At 69.5% G+C, this 21,041-nt stretch carries 21 protein-coding genes; 17 read left to right on the top strand and 4 right to left on the bottom strand.

All coding sequences use genetic code 11. The features are described 5' to 3' along the window. Positions 1–131: 131 nt before the first annotated feature. The gene (locus tag MD221_RS07125) at positions 132–650 is read right to left on the bottom strand and encodes an adenine phosphoribosyltransferase (protein WP_242108962.1); all 519 of its coding nucleotides are present in this window, start codon (positions 648–650) and stop codon (positions 132–134) included. A 304-nt stretch (positions 651–954) separates the two neighbouring features. On the opposite strand from MD221_RS07125, the gene MD221_RS07130 reads away from it, so the two are divergent. Together MD221_RS07130 and MD221_RS07135 are read left to right on the top strand one after the other, a co-directional pair. Further along, the gene (locus tag MD221_RS07130) at positions 955–2,781 is read left to right on the top strand and encodes an N-acetylmuramoyl-L-alanine amidase (RefSeq protein WP_242108964.1); all 1,827 of its coding nucleotides are present in this window, start codon (positions 955–957) and stop codon (positions 2,779–2,781) included. A gap of 223 nt (positions 2,782–3,004) precedes the next feature. Further along, positions 3,005–3,775: a M23 family metallopeptidase gene (locus MD221_RS07135; RefSeq protein ID WP_242108965.1), complete on the top strand. Its 771-nt coding sequence runs from the start codon at positions 3,005–3,007 to the stop codon at positions 3,773–3,775. 64 nt (positions 3,776–3,839) lie between these two features. Here the strand turns inward: MD221_RS07135 and MD221_RS07140 are convergent, their stop codons facing one another. Then, positions 3,840–5,444, bottom strand: coding sequence for an OpgD/OpgG family glucan biosynthesis protein (locus tag MD221_RS07140; protein ID WP_242110659.1), 1,605 nt, complete (start codon positions 5,442–5,444; stop codon positions 3,840–3,842). 63 nt (positions 5,445–5,507) lie between these two features. Here MD221_RS07140 and MD221_RS07145 point away from each other — a divergent pair, with 63 nt between their 5' ends. Beyond that, positions 5,508–6,299 (top strand): lytic transglycosylase domain-containing protein, encoded by a 792-nt coding sequence (locus MD221_RS07145; protein WP_242108967.1) that lies wholly within the window; start codon positions 5,508–5,510, stop codon positions 6,297–6,299. A gap of 34 nt (positions 6,300–6,333) precedes the next feature. On the opposite strand, the gene MD221_RS07150 is transcribed toward MD221_RS07145, so the two are convergent. Then, positions 6,334–7,491 (bottom strand): PQQ-dependent sugar dehydrogenase, encoded by a 1,158-nt coding sequence (locus MD221_RS07150; protein WP_425602224.1) that lies wholly within the window; start codon positions 7,489–7,491, stop codon positions 6,334–6,336. A 181-nt stretch (positions 7,492–7,672) separates the two neighbouring features. Here MD221_RS07150 and MD221_RS07155 point away from each other — a divergent pair, with 181 nt between their 5' ends. The 5 genes from MD221_RS07155 to MD221_RS07175 all read left to right on the top strand — a co-directional run bounded on the left by MD221_RS07155 (position 7,673) and on the right by MD221_RS07175 (position 10,503). Further along, positions 7,673–7,861 (top strand): CPXCG motif-containing cysteine-rich protein, encoded by a 189-nt coding sequence (locus MD221_RS07155; protein ID WP_242108971.1) that lies wholly within the window; start codon positions 7,673–7,675, stop codon positions 7,859–7,861. A gap of 335 nt (positions 7,862–8,196) precedes the next feature. Continuing rightward, positions 8,197–8,571: an EF-hand domain-containing protein gene (locus tag MD221_RS07160; RefSeq protein ID WP_242108988.1), complete on the top strand. Its 375-nt coding sequence runs from the start codon at positions 8,197–8,199 to the stop codon at positions 8,569–8,571. Between the two features lie 116 nt (positions 8,572–8,687). Then, on the top strand, positions 8,688–9,443 hold the full coding sequence (locus MD221_RS07165; protein WP_242108996.1) for an HAD family hydrolase: 756 nt from the start codon (positions 8,688–8,690) through the stop codon (positions 9,441–9,443). 15 nt (positions 9,444–9,458) lie between these two features. Continuing rightward, positions 9,459–9,911 carry a copper resistance protein NlpE N-terminal domain-containing protein gene (locus MD221_RS07170; RefSeq protein ID WP_242109004.1) on the top strand — a complete coding sequence of 151 codons (453 nt, stop codon included), beginning with the start codon at positions 9,459–9,461 and terminating at the stop codon, positions 9,909–9,911. A 28-nt stretch (positions 9,912–9,939) separates the two neighbouring features. Further along, the gene (locus MD221_RS07175) at positions 9,940–10,503 is read left to right on the top strand and encodes a hypothetical protein (protein ID WP_242109006.1); all 564 of its coding nucleotides are present in this window, start codon (positions 9,940–9,942) and stop codon (positions 10,501–10,503) included. A gap of 16 nt (positions 10,504–10,519) precedes the next feature. On the opposite strand, the gene MD221_RS07180 is transcribed toward MD221_RS07175, so the two are convergent. Beyond that, a complete protein-coding gene (locus tag MD221_RS07180) occupies positions 10,520–11,518 on the bottom strand; it encodes a helix-turn-helix domain-containing protein (protein ID WP_242109008.1) in 999 nt (332 codons plus the stop codon). Positions 11,519–11,679: 161 nt separating this feature from the next. Here MD221_RS07180 and MD221_RS07185 point away from each other — a divergent pair, with 161 nt between their 5' ends. The 9 genes from MD221_RS07185 to MD221_RS07225 all read left to right on the top strand — a co-directional run bounded on the left by MD221_RS07185 (position 11,680) and on the right by MD221_RS07225 (position 20,922). After that, positions 11,680–12,564, top strand: a complete 885-nt coding sequence (locus tag MD221_RS07185; protein WP_242109017.1) for a metal-dependent hydrolase — start codon at positions 11,680–11,682, stop codon at positions 12,562–12,564. A 64-nt stretch (positions 12,565–12,628) separates the two neighbouring features. Further along, positions 12,629–14,131, top strand: coding sequence for a flavin-containing monooxygenase (locus MD221_RS07190; RefSeq protein ID WP_242109019.1), 1,503 nt, complete (start codon positions 12,629–12,631; stop codon positions 14,129–14,131). A 43-nt stretch (positions 14,132–14,174) separates the two neighbouring features. Continuing rightward, positions 14,175–15,020 carry an SDR family NAD(P)-dependent oxidoreductase gene (locus MD221_RS07195; RefSeq protein ID WP_242109021.1) on the top strand — a complete coding sequence of 282 codons (846 nt, stop codon included), beginning with the start codon at positions 14,175–14,177 and terminating at the stop codon, positions 15,018–15,020. Between the two features lie 82 nt (positions 15,021–15,102). Then, on the top strand, positions 15,103–16,242 hold the full coding sequence (locus MD221_RS07200) for a hypothetical protein (RefSeq protein ID WP_242109023.1): 1,140 nt from the start codon (positions 15,103–15,105) through the stop codon (positions 16,240–16,242). A 445-nt stretch (positions 16,243–16,687) separates the two neighbouring features. After that, positions 16,688–17,335, top strand: a complete 648-nt coding sequence (locus MD221_RS07205; protein ID WP_242109025.1) for a hypothetical protein — start codon at positions 16,688–16,690, stop codon at positions 17,333–17,335. 297 nt (positions 17,336–17,632) lie between these two features. Further along, positions 17,633–18,652: a tRNA dihydrouridine(20/20a) synthase DusA gene (gene dusA, locus MD221_RS07210; RefSeq protein ID WP_242109027.1), complete on the top strand. Its 1,020-nt coding sequence runs from the start codon at positions 17,633–17,635 to the stop codon at positions 18,650–18,652. Positions 18,653–18,671: 19 nt separating this feature from the next. After that, positions 18,672–19,589, top strand: a complete 918-nt coding sequence (locus MD221_RS07215) for an arginine deiminase-related protein (RefSeq protein WP_242109038.1) — start codon at positions 18,672–18,674, stop codon at positions 19,587–19,589. Between the two features lie 195 nt (positions 19,590–19,784). Further along, the gene (locus MD221_RS07220; RefSeq protein ID WP_242109040.1) at positions 19,785–20,162 is read left to right on the top strand and encodes a hypothetical protein; all 378 of its coding nucleotides are present in this window, start codon (positions 19,785–19,787) and stop codon (positions 20,160–20,162) included. A 73-nt stretch (positions 20,163–20,235) separates the two neighbouring features. Continuing rightward, positions 20,236–20,922, top strand: a complete 687-nt coding sequence (locus MD221_RS07225) for a response regulator transcription factor (RefSeq protein ID WP_242109042.1) — start codon at positions 20,236–20,238, stop codon at positions 20,920–20,922. Positions 20,923–21,041 lie beyond the last annotated feature (119 nt).

The following is a 21,041-nucleotide window of genomic DNA, read 5'->3' on the forward strand; positions in this document are numbered from 1 at the left end:
TGGGCGGCTCTGGAAGCGAGTGCCGGGGAGCATAGCGAGGGTAAACGCGCTTGTGGCCGCCGGTGCGATGAAACCCGGCATGCGGCGACGAAAGCGGCGCGCGACGGCGCGAAACGGCCCGCAGCTTGCGCTCAGTAGCGCAATGTGGCCTCTAGAGGGATCGGCGCACTCCAGCGTGCGCGTCCGCCCAGGGCGTCAAGCTCGACCAGCACGGCGGCGCCGGCCACCTCCGCTTCCAGGCGTCGCGCCAGTGCGTAGGCCGCCAGCAGCGTGCCGCCGGTGGCGAGCACGTCGTCGACCAGCAGCACGCGGGCACCGACCGGCAGGGCATCGGCGTGGATGTGCAAAGAATCGCTGCCGTATTCGAGCGCGTATGTCTGGGACAGCGTCCGTGCCGGCAGCTTGCCGGGCTTGCGCACGGGGACAAAACCGGTGTCCAGGGCCAACGCCAGCGCCGCGCCGAGGATGAAGCCGCGCGATTCGATGCCCACCACCGCGTCCAGCCGCTCCTCGCGCCATGGCGCGGCCATCGCCTCGATGGCCGCGGCGAAGCCGTCGCGGTCGGCGAGCAGCGGCGTGATGTCCTTGAACACGATGCCCGGCTTCGGGAAATCGGGAACGTCGCGGATCAGGTGTTGCCAATGCGTCATGGCGGTGCGGCGCGGAATGGGAGCCGGCGATGCTACCCGCGATGCGCATGTCCGCGCCATTCACACCGCTGTCACGCGCGCGGGGAGTTGATGCATGTCCCGGGCCGCGCCCGCCGCCACCTGGGGCCTTCACTAGCTTTCCGTCCCGAATCAGGCTGTTAGGCTCGGGGCGGGGATCCGACATCGTCCATCAAGAGGGGAAATCTAGATGCAGATGTATAGAGGTCATACCCGAATCGCAGTCGCTCTCCTGCTCGCCTGTGCGGGCGGCGCATCGGTCGCGAGCGCGGCGTCCCCGTCCTTCGTGGCCGCCGATCCGGCGGTCAGGCCGCAGGCGCAGGCCGCGCTCGGCGTCCAGCGCGCGCAGCGCGCGCACTATCCCGCCTTCTTCCAGCGCGCCTATGCGCGCTATCCCGACTTGCCGCGCGGCGTGCTGGAGGCCATCGCCTACAACGAGACCGGCTGGAACCACGTCGCGCCGAGCGATGCCGCCGGCCATCGCCACATGCCCGCCGCCTGGGGCGTGATGGGCCTGTACCACGGCGAAGGCTTCGCCGATCAGGTCGCCGAGGGCGCCAGGCTGCTTGGCGTGCCGGCCAGCCTGGTGATGCGCGATCCGGAGACCAACATCCTGGCCGCGGCCGCGCTGCTCGACCGCGCCTCGAAGGAAAACCGCGCCATCGGCGAGCCGTCGGCACAGGCCGACCGGCCCGAGACGATGGGCGCGGTGCTGGCGCGCTACGTCGGCTACGGCCCCGGCGCCGGCCGGATCTACACCTACGCGCGGCAGAGTTTCGCCTACGGCGTGCTCACGGCGCTGCAGCGCGGCGTCGCCGGGAATGGCATCGCGGTGCCGGCGCGCGCGCTGAAGCTGGAACGCGCCTTCAGCGGCAGCCAGCTGCGCATGCTGCGCGCTCCGGCGTTGCGCATGGATGCTGGTCAGGACTCCATCGAGACCGATGCCGCGCCGGCCGCAGCGGGCAAGGCGACGACGGCCACCGCCAATGCCACGCTCGCCGGCGACTTCGGCGAGGCGATCTGGAATCCCGCCAGTTCCAGCAACTACAGCACCGCCAGCAACGCGATGACGGCGGTGATCATGCACACCATGGAGGGCTCCTACGCCGGCGCGATCTCCTGGTTCCAGAACCCGAGCGCGCAGGTGTCGGCGCACTACCTGATCCGCAAGTCCGACGGCCAGATCACGCAGATGGTGCGCGAATACCACCAGGCCTGGCATGCCAAGTACCACAACTACTACACCATCGGCATCGAGCATGACGGCTACGCCTCGGATGCCGGCAACTGGTCTTCTGCGATGGTCAACGCCTCGGCGCGGCTGACCACCAGCATCTGCGCGCGCCGCGGCGTCAACTGCGCCTCGGCCTGGCAGGGACCCGGCTACGACACCTGGCACGTGGTGCCCGACAGCGTGCGCGTGAAGGGCCACGGCATGCTCACCCAGAACGAGAACCGCTACGATCCGGGCAAGTACTTCCCGTGGTCGAGCTACTACGCGCTGATCAACGGCGGCAACCCCGGTCCGGGGCCGGGGCCGGGCGACGGCAAGTTCTGGATCGATACCTTCGCCAATGCGCCCGGCTACGGCTCGCCGACCAGCACCGCACAGACCGGCACGCTCAATGCCGGCACCAATTACGTGTTCTGCAAGGCCTGGGGCCGCGAGATCCGCAACGGCACGGCGTTCAACCACTGGTGGCTGAAGACCGACCTGGACGTCGGCCCGGCCGGGCAGTGGGTGTCGGCCTACTACCTCAGCCGCTGGGGCAACGACGAGGCCAAGGACAACAGCGGCGCGGTGATTCCCGACTGCGCCGCGCCGCCGCCTCCCGCCACCGGCAAGTACTGGGTGGATACCTACGCCAATGCCTCCGGCTACGCCTCGCCGACCAGCACCGCGGCGACCGGCACGCTCAATGCCGGCACCAACTACGTGTTCTGCAAATCCTGGGGACGCCAGGTCGGCAGCGGCAGCAGCTTCAACCACTGGTGGCTGAGGACCGATCTGGACGTCGGTCCGGCCGGGCAGTGGGTGTCGGCCTACTACCTCAGCCGCTGGGGCAACGACGAGGCCAAGGACAACAGCGGCACGGTGATTCCGAACTGCTGAGCCGGCGTGTCCGCCGGGCATGCCCCTCCCGCACCCGCGCGGAGGGGCGTGCCGCCAGGCAATGAGGATTTCCGGCATGGCCGCATGGCCATGCCGCCACAACGCAGGCGATCGGTCGGTTCGGGACGCAGCGGCCTCCGCTGTCCCTTCCGCGCCGCTCGCCGCATCCGACCAAGACGTCGATCTCGACCAACCGATGGGGGAATGTCCAATGCTTGCTCGCGTGCTTTCGATCGCAGCCGCGATCTGTTTGTCCTGGAGCGCGTCCGCGCTCGCCGCTCCGAACTTCAAGGCGCCCTATCCGTGCGGGCAGACCTATTCCTATTACCACCATTCGAGCGAGGTGCGCCAGGCGCTGGATTTCAACGCGCCCGGCGGCACGCCGGTGCTGGCCTCGGCCGCCGGCAGCGCCTGGCAGTACTACGAGGCCAACGGCGCCGGCAACTACGTGGTCGTCGATCATGGCGGCGGCTGGAAAACCTACTATTTCCATCTGTCCGGCTTCTCGACCGCGAACGGCGCCTCGGTGAGCCAGGGGCAGAGGATCGGGACGACCGGCAACACCGGCAACAGCTTCGGCGCGCACATCCACTACGAGCAGCTGCTCAACGGCGTCGGCCAGGTGATCTACATCAACGGCCGCTCGCTGGCGCCGTACCCCGGCGGCAGCGGCGTCGCCAGCCTGACCAGCGACAACGGCTGCGGCGGCAACCCGCAACCCGGGCGCTACTGGGTGGACACGTTCGCCAACGCGCCGGGTTACGCTTCGCCGACCAGCACCGCGCAGACCGGCACCCTGTACGCGGGCACCAACTACGTGTTCTGCAAGGCCTGGGGCCGCGAGATCCGCAACGGCACGGCGTTCAACCACTGGTGGCTGAAGACCGACCTGGACGTCGGCCCGGCCGGACAGTGGGTATCGGCCTATTACCTCAGCCGCTGGGGCAACGACGAGGCCAGGGACAACAACGGCGTCGTGATTCCGGACTGCTGACCCGCGTCGCCGTTGTGCCGCGCGCCTCTCCCGCGTCGGCGGGAGGGGCCACCGCGCCGCCGACTCAATACAGGCGGCGCTCGGCTTCCGGCGGCGGCGTCCACTGGTACAGCCAGGTTTCGCTGAGCGCGCCGCTCGCATCCTTCAGGTACAGGCGGATGTCGATCTGCCGCGTCGAGGCGTCCGGCGGCACCGCGTCGAACATCACGCGATAGCCGCCGATCTCGTGCAGCGGACGCGCGGACACGGTTTCCACGCGCGCGCCGCCGCCGATCTGCAGCACGGGTTCGACGGTCGCGTTCTTCGCGGCGAGCGCCGCCAGGTCGCCGCCTGCGAAGTCCACGGCGAAGCGCCAGGAGAAATATGCGCGCTTGAACCCGATCCTGCCGCCAAGGCCGGTACGCGTGGCCACGCAATGCGCCAGCGTCGGCACGGCCGGCGGTCGCGCACCCCAGGACAGGCGATAGCCGAACAGCAGCTCCTCGCCCGGGCGCACCGGCTGCTGGGGGTTCCAGAAGGCGACGATGTTGTCGAAGGTCTCGTCGAGCGTGGGAATCTCCACCAGCTGCACCGAACCCTTGCCCCAGCCCTGCTTGGGCTCCACCCACAGGCAGGGGCGCTTGTCGTAGAACACGCCGTCGTCCTGGTAGTGGTCGAAATCGCGGTCGCGCTGCAGCAGGCCGAAGCCGCGCGGCTTGTCGTCCTCGAACATGTTGAAGCGCAGCTGCGGCGGATTGCACAGCGGGCGCCAGATCCACTCGCCGCTGCCGGTCCACAGCGCCAGGCCGTCGGTGTCGTGGATCTCCGGCCGCCAGTCCCAGTCCATGCGGCGGTCGTTCTCGCCGGCCTGGTACATGCTGGTGCACGGCGCGATGCCCAGGCGCTCGATGGCCTTGCGCGGGTACAGCGCGCAGTCGATGTCCATCGCCAGCACGTCGCCGGGCGTGATCGCGAAGCGATAGGCGCCGGCGACGCTGGGCGAGTCGAGCAGGGCATAGACCACCACGGTGCCGGAGTCCGCGGCCGGGCGCTCCAGCCAGTAGGCGACGAAGTCCGGGAATTCCTCGTGCTTGCCGGTGCCGGTGTCGATCGCCAGGCCGCGCGCGGACTGGCCGTACTGGCCCTCGGCGCCGACCGCGCGGAAGTAGCTGGCGCCGAGGAAGGCGGCGAAGTCGCGCCGCGGATCGCTGCGCCGGTTGAGGCGGAAGCCGGCGAAGCCGAGATCGGGCGGCAGCGCCGCGCCGCGCAGGCCGCTGTCGCCGTAATCGAACATCGCCGGGGCATAGCGGATCTCGCGCGCCTGTCCGTCGACGAGGTCGTACATCTGCACCGGCGTCTTGAAGAACAGGCCGAGGTGGAAGAACTGCGCCAGGAAGCGGGTGTCCTCGCCGGCCCACAGCGCATGGTCGGCGCGGAAGCGGATCGACTGGTACTGGTCCCAGTCCAGCTTCGACACCGGCGGCGGCAGGGCGACGCTGCGCGGCAGGTAGGCGGCCTGCGACAGCGCGCGGGCGCGGCCCTTGAGCGTGGCGTAGTCGAAACGCTCCGCGGGGCCGAGCGTCTCGAGCTCGGCCGCGCCGGCCTCGCGGCCGAGCATCAGGGCCGGCACCGGCAGGCCGCAGGCGGCGAACGCGGTGGCGGCGCTCTTCAGGAACTGTCGGCGTTGCATCATCGGCGAGACGGTATCATGGCGGGCGACGCGGCATCCTAGCCAAGCATCGCCGACATTTGCATGAAGACCCCGCACAAGGCATTGGCTTGGCGCGTCGCCGCGGCGACGCTGGCCGCGCTGCTGGCGGCGGGGTCCGCGCAGGCGCGCACCGTGTATCGCTGCGTGCGCGATGGCACCGTCAGCCTCGCCACGGCGCCGGAGCCCGGCTCGAAGTGCGAGGCCCGGCAGATCGACGACAACGCCGTGCAGACCCCGAACCTGTGGGGCAACATGGGCGTGTTCAGCGGCACGCTCTACGAGCGCGAGCAGGACGGCAGGCTGGTCTATTCCACGCGCAACCTGCCCGGCTCGCGCGTGTACCTGAAGTTCACCGTGCAGACGCCGCCGGGCGAGCAGGCGCACGTGGGCCTGGGCAAGATCGGCAAGCCGCGCCTGGACCAGCACGCCAAGCTGTTCAAGGCGGCGGCCAAGGCCACCGGCGTGGAGGACGCGTGGCTGCGCGCGATCGCGCATGCCGAGAGCGGCTTCGTCGCCACCGCCGTCTCGCCCAAGGGCGCGCAGGGCGTGATGCAGCTGATGCCGGAGGTGGCGAAGGAATACGGCGTCACCGATCCGTTCTCGCCGCAGCAATCGATCAATGCCGGCGCGCGTCACATGAAGCTGCTGCTCAAGCGCTACCGCAACGACCGCATCCTGGCGGCGGCGGCCTACAACGCCGGCATCGGCACGGTGACGCGCTACAAGGGCGTGCCGCCCTATGCGGAGACCCAGGCCTACATCGAGAAGCTGCAGGCGCTGTACGCCTCGTATCGGGAGGCGATGGGGTTCAAGCAGGAGCGGCCGGCGCAGTAGACGATGCGCCGGCGAAAGCGTGCCGGCGAAGGCGTCAGGTTTTCGCCGGCGTGAGCTTCAGCAGGCGCGCGTCCGAACCGTCCTCGAGCAGCCAGATCGCGCCGTCCGGTCCCTGCACCACGTCGCGGATGCGCTCGCCCATGTCGTAGCGCGCCGCTTCCCTGGCCTGCGTGCCCTCGAACTCGACCCGCACCAGCGCCTGCGACGACAACCCGCCCAGGAAGGCGTTGCCGCGCCACTGCGGAAACAGCGCGCCCGAATAGATCATCAGGCTCGAGGGCGAGATCACCGGCGTCCACCACAGCTTCGGCGCGGCGAATTCCGGACGCGTGTCGTGGTCGGGAATCTCGCGGCCGTCGTAATGGTCGCCGTTGGAGACGATCGGATAGCCGTAGTTGGCGCCGCGCTCGATCAGGTTGAGTTCGTCGCCGCCCTTGGGCCCCATCTCCGCTTCCCACAGCCGGCCCTGAGCGTCGAAGGCGATGCCGAGCAGGTTGCGGTGGCCGAGCGACCAGACCTGCGCGGCCACGCCGCCCTGCGCGGCGAAGGGATTGTCCTGCGGCGCGCTGCCGTCGTCGTTCAGGCGCAGCAGCTTGCCCAGGTTCGAGGCCATGTCCTGGGCCGGATCGAACTTCTGCCGTTCGCTGGAGGTGAGCCACAGCTTGCCGTCGGCGCCGAACAGGATGCGATGGCCGAAATGCCCGTCGCCGCTGACCTTCGGCACCTGGCGCCAGATCACCCGCAGATCCTCCAGGCGGCCGCCGCCGCTGCCGTCGAGCGCGAGCCTGGCGCGCGCGAGCGCGGCGCCGCGGGTGTCGCCCTCGCCGGGCTCGGCGTAGCTGAGATAGACCAGGCCGTTGTCGGCGAAGCGCGGGTGCAGCGCGACGTCGCCGAGCCCGCCCTGTCCGCCGTAGGCCACCTCGGGAACGCCGTCGACCTCGCCCTGCTTGCCGCTGGCGATGTCCAGCAGTTTCAGGTCGCCTTCCTTCTCGGTGACGAGCAGGCGCCCGTCGGGCAGGAAAGCCATCGCCCAGGGCTCGTCGAAGCGCGCGACCTCGGTGACGGCGAAGGGGCGCTCGTCGCTCTTCGCCGCGACGGCGGCATCGGCGGGCGCGGTGGCGTTGCCGGGCTCGTTGCAGGCGATCAGGGCGAGCGACAGCAGGCAGGCGAAAGCGGGCGCGGGAAGCTTCATGGGCATGCCGCGGCCGGCGAACGCTCGGATGAGCGCATGCGCGCCGATCCGCGGTCTGGCGAACTTAGCAGACTTGGTCGCCGCCGACACGCGCGGATGGCGATGCTGCGCGCGATGCGCCCGGCCTCGCGCCGCCGCGCCGCCTGGGGCAAGATGCCGCCATCGTCGAAGAGGTGTTCCCATGTTGCCGAGCGTCGAAGTGCAGTGCCCGTATTGCGGCGAATGGATCGCGCTGCTGGTGGACGATTCGGCCGGCGTGCAGGACTACATCGAGGATTGCCAGGTGTGCTGCCGGCCGATGCGCATCGCCGTCGCGACGGCGGCCGATGGCGGGATCGAGGTGAGCGCGCGCTCCGAGGACGACGCCTAGCCGGCGTGACCGCTGTCGCGGATAGGGCGCGCGTGCGGCGCATCCGGCGGCGCGAGGCGGCCGCCGGCGCATCGGCGGTTCGTAAACGTTGTGTTGCGTTCAGCGGTGGACAAGCGGGCGCGGCGCGCGCCGACCGGCGCGGAAGGCGCGATGCGCGGCGCGTACGGTGCCGGCTAGCCGCATTCGCCGCGCGAGTGGTTAAACGGATGTAAGCGGGCCGATCGCGGCCCGAACTGTGTTCATGCGCGCGCGGGCAAGGTCGCCCTGTGCAGAAGCGAGTCCGATCGCCACCGATCGCACATCGCCGCGCGCCACTCACGTTGATGGAGAACCCGATGAATCTTGTACGCAAATCCCTGTCCGGACTGGTCGCCTTCGGTGCCGTGCTCGCCATGCCGCTGGCATTCGCGCAAAGCGCGCCGACCACCTCGACCGATCCGGCCGCCGCGCAGGCGACCCCGCCCACCACCACCACCCAGAATGCCGAGCCCAGCGCGCAGCCGCCGGGCGCCCAGCCCAAGCAGGTGACCTGGGCCGACCTGGATGCGGACAAGGACGGCAACCTCTCCAAGCAGGAAGTCACCACCGTGCCGAGCCTGACCCAGGTGTTCGACGAGGCCGACACCGACAAGGACGGCAAGCTCACGGCCGACGAGTACAAGGCCTATGCTGCCAAGGGAACCGCCACGCCCGGCAACACCGGCGGCTGAGCTCGAGGCAACGAATCGTTTCATGGTGTGCGCAGGCGGCCTTCGGGCCGCCTTTTTTATGGAGCGCGCGTCATAATCGCGCCATGGATGCGATGGACACGACGGGCGCGAGAGACATGATGCCCAGCGACGGCGGAATCCGCCTGGTCGCCTTCGACGGCGACGACACCCTCTGGCGCAGCCAGGACTACTTCGACCGGGCGCAGGAGGACTACGAGCGCATCGTCGGCGCCTATGTCGATCTCGCCGACGCGCGCGTGCTCGAGCGCCTGTACGACATCGAAAAGACCAATCTCGCCTGGTTCGGCTATGGCGTGAAGGGCATGACGCTGTCGATGATCGAGGCGGCCGTGGCCATCACCGGGCAGCGCATCAGCGCCGCCGACGTGCATCGCATCGTGCAGCTGGCCAAGGACCTGCTGCGCCATCCGGTCGAGCTGCTGCCCGGGATCCGCGAGGCGGTGGAGGCGATCGCCGCCGAGCACGAGGTGGTGCTGATCACCAAGGGCGACCTGTTCCACCAGGAGGCCAAGGTGCGCGATTCCGGGCTGGCCGGACTGTTCCACCGCATCGAGATCGTCAGCGAGAAGGACGATCCCACCTACGCGCGGCTGCTGGAGGAGTTCGGCATCGCCCCGGCGCAGTTCGTGATGGTCGGCAACTCGCTGCGCTCGGACATCGCGCCGGTGCTGCGGCTGGGCGGCTGGGGCGTGCACATGCCCTACCACACCACCTGGAGCCACGAACGCGAGGCCGACGTGGCCGCGTTCGCCGCGCGCATGCGCGTGAGCGAGGATCCGCGCGGCCTGCCCGCCGCGGTGGCGGCGATCGCGGCCGAGGCCGCGCGCCTGGCCGCTTCCGCGGCGGCCTGACCCGGCCGTGCCCGGATGACGATGCCGCGCCCACGCCGCGCTCCGCGCCTGGCCGGCATCGGTGGCGCGCTGGTCTTGGCGGCGCTGGCCGGCTGCGGCGGCGCGCCGCGTTCGACCGCGCCGATCCCGGGCCTGGGGCAGGGCGACGGCGAGGCGGCCTGGGCCGGGACCTTGTCCTGCGTCGATTGCGAAGGCATCGACACGCGGTTGATCCTGCAGCGGCAGGGCGGGAAAGGGCGCTACCGGCTGCTGGAGACCTATCTGTCCGGCGACGGCGATCTCGACTATGCCGAGCAGGGCAGCTGGGAGCAGGTGCGGGCGGGCGTGCTGCTGCTGCGCGGCGACCGGGGCGGCCAGCGCCTGTTCGGCGTGGTCGAGGGCGGCGCCCTGCAATTGCGCGACGCGCTCGAGGGGTCCCGTTCCGGTCGCGACGACGATATCCTCACCCCCGTGCCCGCCGCGCCATGAGCGGCGTGGTCCCGCAACCGCATTGCCGATGAAGACGTTCGCCGCCATCGCCGTATTCGTGCTCGCCGCCGGCCTGCCGTCGCCGGACGCGTACGCCCAGGCCAAGGCCTCCGCGCCAGCCGCCCCGCAACCGGCGCCGCAGCCCGCGCAACGGCCGGCCGCCGAATGGGAGGCGCGCACCGGCGATGCCTGGGTCGACCGCCAGCTGGCCGACATCAACCAGTACGCCGCCCGCTACCGCGGCGCTTTCCTCGACGAGCTGGTGCGCTACCACGCCGCGCCGCGCGAGCTGGTGACCGAGCTGGTGATGAAGCGCGGCTGGGCGCCGGGCGATGTCTACTACGCCTGCGCCGTCGCGCAGCTGGTGGGCAAGCCCTGCCGCGCGGCGGTCGAGGCCTGGCAGCAGGGACAGGCGGACGGCTGGCGCGCGGTGGCCAAGCAGTTCGGCCTCGGCGCGCAGCAGCCCGATGCCTCGGCGCGCATGCGGCAGAACATCCGCGACAGCTTCGTGCGCTGGGGCCGGCCGCTGGCCAAGCCGGAGGCGGGCAAGACGGCGGCGAAGGACAAGGCAGCGAAGGACAAGCGCCGCTAGCCGCGCGTGCCGCGTCTCAGGTCAGGTGCTCGCGCCGGTAGGTGGCCGGCGGCTGGCCCGCCCACTTCGAGAAGGCCTTGGTGAAGCTGACGCGGTCGGCGAAGCCGAGCTTGGCGGCGATGGCGTCCAGGTCCAGCTCGCGGTCGGCCAGCATGCCCTTGGCCAGATCGAAGCGCACCTGCGTCTGCAGCATCGCGAAGGAGGTGCCCGCCTCTTTGAGCTTGCGCTGCAGGGTGCGCGGCTCCACGCCCAGGCGCAGCGCCGCCTCGGCCACCGCGATCGCCGGGGCGTGCCGCAGCATCAGCAGCAGGCTGCCGGCCAGGCCGTGATCGGCCTGCAGGCGCTGCAGGCGCGTTTCCAGCAGCAGCTGCGCCTTGGCGTGCAGGGTCGGCGATCCGCTGGGCAGCGCGCGGTCGAGCAGCTCGGACTTGAGCCGGATCACGTTGTGCTCGGCGCCGAAGACGGGGCGCGCGCCGAACTGCTTCTGGTAGAGATCGATCGCGGCCAGGGGCTCGTGCTGGAAGGCCAGTTCCAGGTGCGCCGGCGATCCCTGCAGCACCTGGCCGAGGAACTTGGCGAAGACCACGTAGGTGGTCTCGATCAGTTCCGGCGAGCGCACCGTCTTGTTGCGCGACTGCAGGTCGAAGTAGACCGCGATGTGTTCGCCGGCGATCCGGTAGCGCGAGACCAGGTCCGGCTGCACCAGGTTGGGCAGGAACTCGAGCATCCACAGCGCCTCGCGCAGCGAGCTGCTGGTGATCAGGAACGCCTGCACCTCCGGCACGTTCTCGAAGGCGAAGTGCTCGCCCAGCACGAAGGGGAAATGTCCCTTGGCGGTGCGCTGCCTGCACAGCTCGAACAGCCGGGCGATGGTGTCCAGCGCCAGCGGCGTCTCTTCCTCGTCGTGCCCGGCCACCTGGATGCCGACTTCCTTCAGCACCGGCCCGATGTCGAAACCGCACAGCGCGCCGACCGTGGTGAACCTGGACAGGTCGTGGAGCGATATCGTGGACATGTCGGCTGGCAGGGTTCCCGGGCGTCGTGGGCGATCCGCTCTCGCGGGCGCCAGCCCCCGGCCGCGCCCGTGTCGCGTAAAGACATATTCTGTCGCCACGCATCATATCCCCTGCCGCGCCGGCCCCCTATCGTGCAGACAGCTTGCTGGAGGGCAGGGCCATGAACACCGCCGTTGCGCACGCCGAGGCGATCGTGCCCCGGGAAAACCTGGACTTCGGTCTCGGAAACGATCTGCCCAGGTACTGGTTCAAGGGCAATCCGTACAAGACGCGCTACCTGGATGCGCTGCAGATGGGCTTCCCGGACGGGGAGCGCTACTTCATCACCAGCGTGCGCGCCTTCCGCGACGGCATCACCGATCCGGCGATGCAGGAGGACGTGCGCAACTTCATGCGCCAGGAAGGCCAGCACGGCATGACCCACACCCGCTACAACCGCATGCTGCAGGCGCAGGGGCTGCCGGTGGACAACGTGGTGCGGGAGATGAAGCGCATCCTCGATGCCGATACCGAGCGCTTCTCGCCGGAGTTCAACCTGGCCGCGACCGCCGGCTTCGAGCATTTCACCGCAATGCTGGCCGAGGCCTTCTTCGCGCGCGCCTCGGTCACCGCCGGCTCGGACCCGCACGTCGTGGCGATGTTCGCCTGGCACGCGATCGAGGAGATGGAGCACAAGTCGGTGGCCTACGACGTCATGCAGAAGGTGGCCAAGGTCGGCTACTGGAAGCGCGCCGGCGCCATGCTGTTCGCCACCTGGCGCATGGCCAGCCGCTCCTACGTGACCACCGACGTGCTGCTGCGCGCCGACGGCTACGGCTTCTGGTCGCGGCTGGGACTGCACCTGCGCTACTTCCCCTGGGTGTACGGTCCCCGGCGCGGCATCTTCGGTTCGCTCGCGCCCAAGCTGCTGGCCTACTTCAAGCCGGGATTCCATCCGCAGCAGCTGCCCAACATCCACAACTATCCGGCCTGGGTGGAAGCCTACGAGCGCACCGGCGATCCGCTGATCGCCAGCGAGGCGCTGCTGGCGGCGGCGCATCGTTGAACCTGGCCGCGCGCCCGGCGATGATGCGGGTCGTCCGCCGACACCCCCGGGAGTTCCGAACGCCGTGAGCGGTCCGCCCCTCGAGCATTTCGACGTCCTCGTCGTCGGCGCCGGCCTGTCCGGCATCGGCGCCGGCTACCGCCTGCAGACCGACTGCCCGGGCAAGCGCTACGCGATCCTCGAGGCGCGCGCCGACCTCGGCGGCACCTGGGACCTGTTCCGCTATCCGGGCGTGCGCTCGGACTCGGACATGTTCACGCTGGGCTTCCCCTTCCGGCCGTGGAAGGACGCCAAGAGCATCGCCGACGGCGCCTCGATCCTGCGCTACCTGAAGGACACCGCGCGCGAATTCGGCATCGACCGCCACATCCGCTTCGGCCATCGCGTGCGCTCGGCCGCCTACGCCTCGGACGAGGCGCGCTGGCGGCTCGAGGTCGATCTCGCCGACGGCGGACGCCGCCGCCTCAGCTGCGACTTCCTGTACCTGTGCAGTGGCTACTACGACTACGCGCAGGGCTACACGCCGCAGTTCCCGGGACGCGAGGCCTACCGCGGCCAATGGGTGCATCCGCAGCAATGGCCGCAGGACCTGGACTACACCGGCAAGCGGGTGCTGGTCATCGGCAGCGGCGCCACCGCCGTCACCCTGGTGCCGGCGCTGGCCGAGCGCGCGGCGCACGTCACCATGCTGCAGCGCTCGCCGACCTACATCGCCGATCTGCCGTCGAAGGATGTGGTGGCCGACGCGTTCCGCGCCGTGCTGCCCGAGCGCCTCGCCCACCGCATGGCGCGCTGGAAGAACGTGCTGCTGACCATGGCCTTCTTCCAGTTCTGCCGGCGCGCGCCCGGTCTGGCCAGGAAGCTGCTGCGCCTGGGCGTGAAGAAGATGCTGCCCGAGGGCTACGACGTCGATGCGCACTTCGCCCCGCGCTACGCGCCCTGGGACCAGCGCCTGTGCCTGATTCCGGACTCGGACCTGTTCAAGGCGATCGGCTCGGGCAAGGCCTCGGTGGAAACCGACCATATCGACACCTTCACCGCCGACGGCGTGCGCCTGCGGTCCGGCAAGGCGCTGGCCGCGGACGTGGTGGTCAGCGCCACCGGCCTGCAGCTGCAGCTGCTCGGCGGCCTGCAGGTCACGGTCGACGGCAAGGCCGTGCACAGCGGCGAGGAATACGTCTACAAGGGCCTGATGGTCAGCCACGTGCCGAACTTCGCCTTCTGCGTCGGCTACACCAACGCCTCGTGGACCCTGCGCGCCGATCTCGCCTCGACCTACGTCTGCCGCCTGCTCAACTACATGGACCGGCACGGCTACCGGCAATGCGTGGCCCGCTGCGATCCCGCCGACATGCAGCCCCAGCCCTTGCTCAACCTCAATTCCGGCTACATCACCCGCGCCGCCGCCATCCTGCCCAGGCAGGGCAGCCAGGCGCCGTGGCGCATGCCGCAGAACTACCTGCTGGACCTGAAAGTGATGCGCTTCGGCGCGATCGAGGATCCGAACCTGCAGTTCTCGCGCGCCGGCGCCGACACCGCGCTGGCCGTCGGCGGGGCCGCCGCTTGAGCCCGCGCGCGTTCCTGCGGCGCGGCCGCGCGCGGAGGCAGGCGTGAAGCGCTTCGACGGCCGGGTGGCCGCGATCACCGGCGCCGGGTCCGGCATCGGCCGCGCGCTGGCGCTCGACCTGGCCGCGCGCGGCTGCCATCTTGCGCTGAGCGACATCCAGGCCGACGGGCTGGCGCAGACCGCCCAGCGCGCGGCGCAGGCGCGGCCCGGGCTGAAGATCACCACCGCCACGCTCGATGTCTCGCGGCGCGAGGCCGTGTTCGCCTGGGCCGAGCAGGTGGCGCGTGAGCACGGCAAGGTCAACCTGGTCTTCAACAACGCCGGCGTCGCGCTCAGCGCCACCGTCGAGGGCATGACCTACGACGACTTCGAATGGCTGTTCGGCATCAACTTCTGGGGCGTGGTCCACGGCACCAAGGCCTTCCTGCCGCACCTGAAGGCCTCGGGCGAGGGCCACGTGGTCAACATCTCCAGCGTCTTCGGCCTGGCCGGCATTCCGGGGCAGAGCGCCTACAACGCCAGCAAGTTCGCCGTGCGCGGCTTCACCGAGGCCCTGCGCCAGGAACTGGACCTGGCGGGATTGCCGGTCGGCGCCACCTGCGTACATCCGGGCGGCATCAAGACCAACATCGCCCGCGCCGCGCGCACCAGCGCCTCGATCCGCGACATCGGCATGGACGAGCGCGACCGCGGCGAGAAGGCGGAGAAACTGTTCATCACCACCCCCGAGGCGGCCGCCCGCACCATCCTGCAGGGCGTGGAGCGCAACCGGCGCCGCGTGCTGATCGGACGCGACGCGCGGCTGCTCGACCGCATCGTGCGCCTGTTCCCGACGTCCTATCACCTGGTCACCACCCGCATCATCCGCCGCGCGATGGCGCCGCGCTGAGCGGCGTCGACTTCCCCTCGACAGGGTGACGGCTCTGATGGGCACTGGGACGGATGCCGCCAGTGCGGCGCAGGGAGTCATCATGAGCAACCGGCGGAAGTGGACGCGCGCCTGCGCGCACCTGAAATCGATGTCCAGCGCCGTCGCGCTGGCCGTTCCGCTGTCGGTGCCGATCGGGTTCTCGCTGCTCTACTTCTACGGTCTCGAATACGGCATTCCTTTTTCGACGCCCCTGTCGGACGTGGTGGCGCTGCTCGTCCTGATCGCGGGCGTCGCCGCGCTGATCATCGCCTTGACGGCCGCCTACCTGATGGCCCCCGGATTGCTCAGCGCATTGGGGGTGGGACAGGGGTTCGATCTGCTTTTCGTCAAGGAAAAAAGAATCGCGAGCCTGATGTTCGTCCTCGCGCTGCCTGTGTTCGCGTTCGACTGGGCGCTGTTGGCCGCGACTTTCCTGGAAGGCGAGGCCCGGTTCTCTCTGCTGCCGGCAGTGCTGGTCGGGCTTGTCTCCTTCATCTGGCGGGTGAAGCTCCGCGCCCGGGATGCGCTGGTGGAGGATTGGGTGATCTACCAGGCCGCGCTGGCGTACCTGGCCATCTTCGTGGTCTGGACGCTGCTGGTCATCGCCTTGATCGTGCCCTTGCAGATCTGGCCGGAGATCGAACGCTGGGCCTTGCAATGGTTCGCGCCCCAGCTGGCGACCTCGATCGCGTTGGCCGCCCTAGTGATGGCGCCGATCGCGGTGGCGATCGGCTTCGCATGGATCGGCATGGTCGGTAGGGAACGGTCACGACCGGAGGGAACCCCGCTCCCGTGGTGGATGGCCGTGCCGGCATTGATCTTCGTCGTGTCGGTTTTCACGCCGCCGGGGGCGTCCTTCGTCGGAGGGCTGGTCCTGGCCACGCTCAATCTCGGCGGCGGCCAGCCCGCCTGTTTCTCGCCCGCCGGCACGATGCCGCCGGAGATCCGCGCCAGGCTTGGGATGCCCGCGAAGGCGTCGCGCTATCCGCCGCTGCGCGTGGCGCTGTCCTTCGGCTCGCAGTTCTATCTGCTGGAACGGATCGAGGAGGCCGAGCCGTTCGGCAGTCGCAATGTCGCGGTCGAATACCCGCGCGAGTGGTTCATGCATCGCCGGCCTCCGACCAGGCAGCGGGACGGGGAGGGCAAGACCGTCCTGGTGTGCAGGCCGATCAGTGCGACGGCGGCGCGGACCAGCCCGTGATGGATTGAAGACCGATAATGTCTTTCATGGTTCAGCGGTTCATCCGCGCAAGGGAGGAATGCGATGCAATGCGAGGATTGCGAGAAGATTGCGGCAAACCCCGATCGTCCATGGAGCGATGAGGCCGGGAGAATGGCCCCCTGCTCGGTGCCCAGGACGCCAATAGGGTGGACGAAGGAATATTTGCAGTGTCCGCTGTGTGATACGCGCTGGTGCAGGAGTGAGCATCGCAGTCATGGCGGCGTGGAGTGGGTCAGGATGTAGTTGCCCACGACTCCGATCCGCTGCGTCCCTCGCATCGAACACCTGCCAAGCCGGGCGTGGGGGCGTGCTGGAGGCCGGGGAGCAGGTCGCCCCGGCTTGGCCTTCTCAGCCTGGAAGCGGGTATGGTAGCGTTCTCGCGAAACCCATTTAGGGAAATGGGTGGCTCGCATACGGGGGAGTCATGCAGCGCTTCGTCGTCCATTCGTTCGCGGTTTTTCTCTCGCTTTCCGGCAATGCGCCGGCCAGCGAACCCCAAGCCGACGCCCGGGCCGCCGGGGAAACGAAAGAGTTCCCCATTGAAGTATGCAAGCCGCAGGGCGAACACGATTACTTGTCCAGGTTGGCCTGCGAGAACGGAGCCGAACCGGCTTTCGAGCGCTTGGGAAACTATGGCGAGCGGACGCCGTTGCCGAAGAATTTGCCGAGGGCGGAATTCGATAGGATGTTCGAAAGCGCGATGCGTTATGAGCCGCTTCGCCCTGGTGAAGCGGATCACCATATCGTTGACGGATACCAGTTCGTTTGTGGCGCCCAGAAGCGCATCATTTATCTGGATATGTACCACTGCGACGGCAAGGGTTCGGGTTCGTCTCTTGCCGAAGTCAGCGCGGCGACCTGCGAAGGGGAGCCGGGCTGTCTCGACAAGGTGGCTAAATATTGCGCCGATCTTGACAAGCACAAGGCAGACGTCTATTCGGAAGTATTCGATCGAGGCCGTTTGACGTACTTCCTCGAGAATGTGGTCGGAGCCAGCGTCGCCAAGGACTACAAAGTCAATTGCGACGGGATCGATTTCACGAACGGCCCCTATCCGAGCTTGAAGAACTGAATAATCTTTGTCCGGCTGCCGCCGCAGGACGCGCGGTACACGGCAATGGCGGTGCATGCGCCCTGGTCATTCCAGTCGAGCGAAAATGCGTCGTGCCTGCAGCTTCGGCCATGTGCGCCTAGGATCGCTCCTTTGCATGGTGCCGTGGCGCGGTCCCCTTTCGGCGGACAATCGTCCCAGCCTTGCCGCCACGGCTGAACGGTAGCCATTGGCGTACCGGGCATCTGTGGCACACCATTGGCGCCAGGCGGCTGCGGGTTTTTGATGAAGTTTGTGGTGTGCCAAGATCAGAGAAGCATGGAAAGAAAGCCTGGAAACGAGCGGTTTTGCGATTGGCGCCTGTCCGTCGCCCCGATGATGGACTGGACGGACACGCACTGCCGCGTGTTCCACCGGCTCCTGGCGCCGGGCGCGCGCCTGTACACGGAGATGGTGCATGCCAACGCGGTGCTGCACGGCGACCTGGGCCGGCTGCTGGCGATGGATGCCAGCGAGCATCCGGTGGCGCTGCAGCTGGGCGGCAGCGAGCCGGAGTTGCTGGCGCGGGCGGCGCGGATCGGCGCCGAGCGCGGCTTCGACGAGATCAATCTCAACGTCGGCTGTCCGTCCGACCGGGTGCAGGCCGGGCGCTTCGGCGCCTGCCTGATGCGCGAGCCGGCGCTGGTGGCCGAGAGCGTGGCGGCGATGATCGCTTCGGTCGCGGCCTCGGCGCACCCGGTGCCGGTGACGGTGAAATGCCGGCTCGGCGTCGACGACGAGGACCGCTACGAGGTGTTCCGCGACTTCGTCGACACGGTCGCGGCCGCCGGCTGCGAGATCTTCGTGGTGCATGCCCGCAACGCCTGGCTCAAGGGGCTCTCGCCGAAGGAAAACCGCGAGGTGCCGCCGCTGCGCTACGAGTGGGCGTACGCGCTCAAGCGCGAGCGGCCGGCGCTGACGGTGATCGTCAACGGCGGCATCGTCGCGGCGGACGCGGCGCTCACGCACCTGGAACAGGCCGACGGCGTGATGCTCGGCCGCGCGGCGTATCACGATCCCTATGAGCTGCATCGTCTGGATGCCCGGCTCGCCGGCGCCGAGCCCAGGCCGCGCGCCGAACTGCTGCGGGCGCTGCGCCCCTACGCCGAGGCGCAGCTCGCGCGCGGGGTGCCGCTCAAGCATCTCACCCGCCACGTGCTCGGCCTGTTCCACGGCGAGCGCGGCGGACGCGCGTTCCGGCAGATCCTCAGCGAGGGCGCGCACCGGCCGGGTGCCGACTGGTCGCTGGTGGAGGCGGCGCTGGCGGTGACCGACGGTCCGGCGCGGGCCGCTGCCTGATCGGCCGGGCGCATCCGTCATGGGCCTGATCACCCGCGATTGCGCCGCGTTCCTGCAGGCGGCGCGGGCCTGCGCGCCGGACTTCGGGCCGGCGACCGCGAAGGCCGCCTTCCTGGTGGCGCCCGACGGCTTCGCCCGGGCCGAGCAGTCGGCCAGCGACAACCACTACATGGCCGAGGCGGGCGCCTTCGATCCGGCCCAGGCCTCGCGCCAGCATCGCGCGCTGCAGCGGGCGCTGTCGGCGGACTTGCCGGTACTGTGCTTCCCCGGCGCGCCGGACACGCCCGACGCGCTGTTTCCCAACAACGTCTTCGCCGCGGCCCCGGGCCGGCTGGTGGTCGGCCGCATGCGCCACCCGGTACGCCGACGCGAGGCCGAGCGCCCCGACATCCGCGGCTTCTTCCGGGACGTGCTCGGCTATGGCGAGATCGACCTGTCCGCCCAGCCCCATCCCTGCGAGCTGACCGGCGCGCTGGTGATCGACCGGGCACGGGGTCTGGGCTATTGCGGCCTGTCCGAACGCTGCGACGAGGCCGGCGCGGCGCTGATGCACGAGGCCTTCGGCCTGCGCGCGACCCTGCTGTTCGACCTGGCGCCGGGCGAATACCACACCAACGTGGTGCTGGCGATCCTGGCCGGCCGTGCCGCGCTGCTGTGCCCGGACGGCTTCGCCGAGGCCGCCGCGGCCGAGACGATCGCGGCCCTGTACGCGCCGCACGCGATCCGGCTGTCACCGCAGGAAAAGCAGGCGTTCGCCGGAAATGCCATCGCGTTGTCGGAAGATGGCGTCTGGATGAGCGCCGCTGCCGCCGCGGCGCTGGCGCCGGGCAAGCGCGCCGCGCTGGCCGCGACCGGGTTCGCGGTACGGGACGTGGCCCTGGAGGCCATCGAGGCGGCGGGAGGCTCGCTGCGCTGTTGCGTCGCCGAGATCTATTGATGCTCCCGGCCATGCCGGCGTCGTCCCGGGGTGGTACAAGGACGATGGATGCGCTTCCGGTGGGGTGACATGAATGAGGGCCATCCCGCAAAAGAAAAGTTAAGGACGGATTCACCGCCGGATTTTGAGAATCCTCTACGACCCAACCGCCGTCGGCTTCGACCGGAGCCGGCCTACCAAGGAATTGTCCCGACCATGCGCCGCCCGCTCCGCCTGTTCCCGTTGCTGCTCGCCTGCGCCGCCTTGGCGTCGGCCGGCGCGTGGGCGCAGGACCGTCGCGGCGGCGACCATGGGCGGGGCGTCGATCGCGGCCAGATGATGCAGCGCCTGTCCGACCGCGACCGCATGGAACCGCAGATGCGCCAGCCGCGCCGGCAGGACGAGTTGTCCAACGCGGTGCGCAACGCCGAACGCAACATGCCCGGCGGCCAGGTGCTGCGCGCCGAGCGCATCCAGTACGATGGCCGCGACGTCAGCCGGATCAAGATCATGGACGAGCGCGGGCGCGTCCGCACGTACATGGACGATCCGCAACAGCGTCGTCAATCGCCTACACGCGGCGATGACGATTAAGCTTCCAAGCTTGCCAATCCCATACACACCGCCCCCGGCCGTTGCCCGCAACGCCGCATGTCTGGAGTAGCCGATGCGAATTCTGCTCGTCGAGGACGAAGCCCCCCTGCGCGAGACCCTGGCCGCACGCCTGAAGCGTGAGGGATTTGCCGTGGATGCCGCGCAAGACGGGGAAGAAGGCCTCTACATGGGGCGCGAGGTTCCCTTCGACGTCGGCATCATCGACCTGGGCCTGCCCAAGATGTCGGGCATGGAGCTGGTCAAGGCGCTGCGCGACGAGGGCAAGCAGTTTCCGGTGCTGATCCTCACCGCGCGCTCGAGCTGGCAGGACAAGGTCGACGGCCTGAAGCAGGGCGCCGACGACTACCTGGTCAAGCCCTTCCACGTCGAGGAACTGCTGGCGCGCATCAACGCCCTGGTGCGTCGCGCCGCCGGCTGGAGCAAGCCGACGCTGGAGTGCGGCGCGGTAGTGCTCGACCTGGCCGCGCAGACGGTCACGGTCAACGGCGCCAACGTCGACCTCACCAGCTACGAGTACAAGGTGCTGGAGTACCTGATGATGCATGCCGGCGAGCTGGTCTCGAAGGCCGACCTGACCGAGCACATCTACCAGCAGGACTTCGACCGCGACTCGAACGTGCTGGAGGTCTTCATCGGCCGCCTGCGCAAGAAGCTCGACCCGGAAGGCGCGCTCAAGCCGATCGAAACCGTGCGCGGCCGCGGCTACCGCTTCGCCATCCCGCGCAGCGGCGAGAACTGAGCCGCCGACGCCGGCCGGCGCGCGCGAGGGCGCGTGCCGGCGCCGTCTGCCGCTGATCCGTCTCCCGCCGGTGCGGGGGACCCTCCCTTCCCACCGCCATCGCCGCTGCCGTTCCCGGC

Origin of the sequence: Luteimonas aquatica, assembly GCF_022662575.1 — a bacterium.
In the GTDB taxonomy this organism is placed as follows: domain Bacteria; phylum Pseudomonadota; class Gammaproteobacteria; order Xanthomonadales; family Xanthomonadaceae; genus Luteimonas; species Luteimonas aquatica.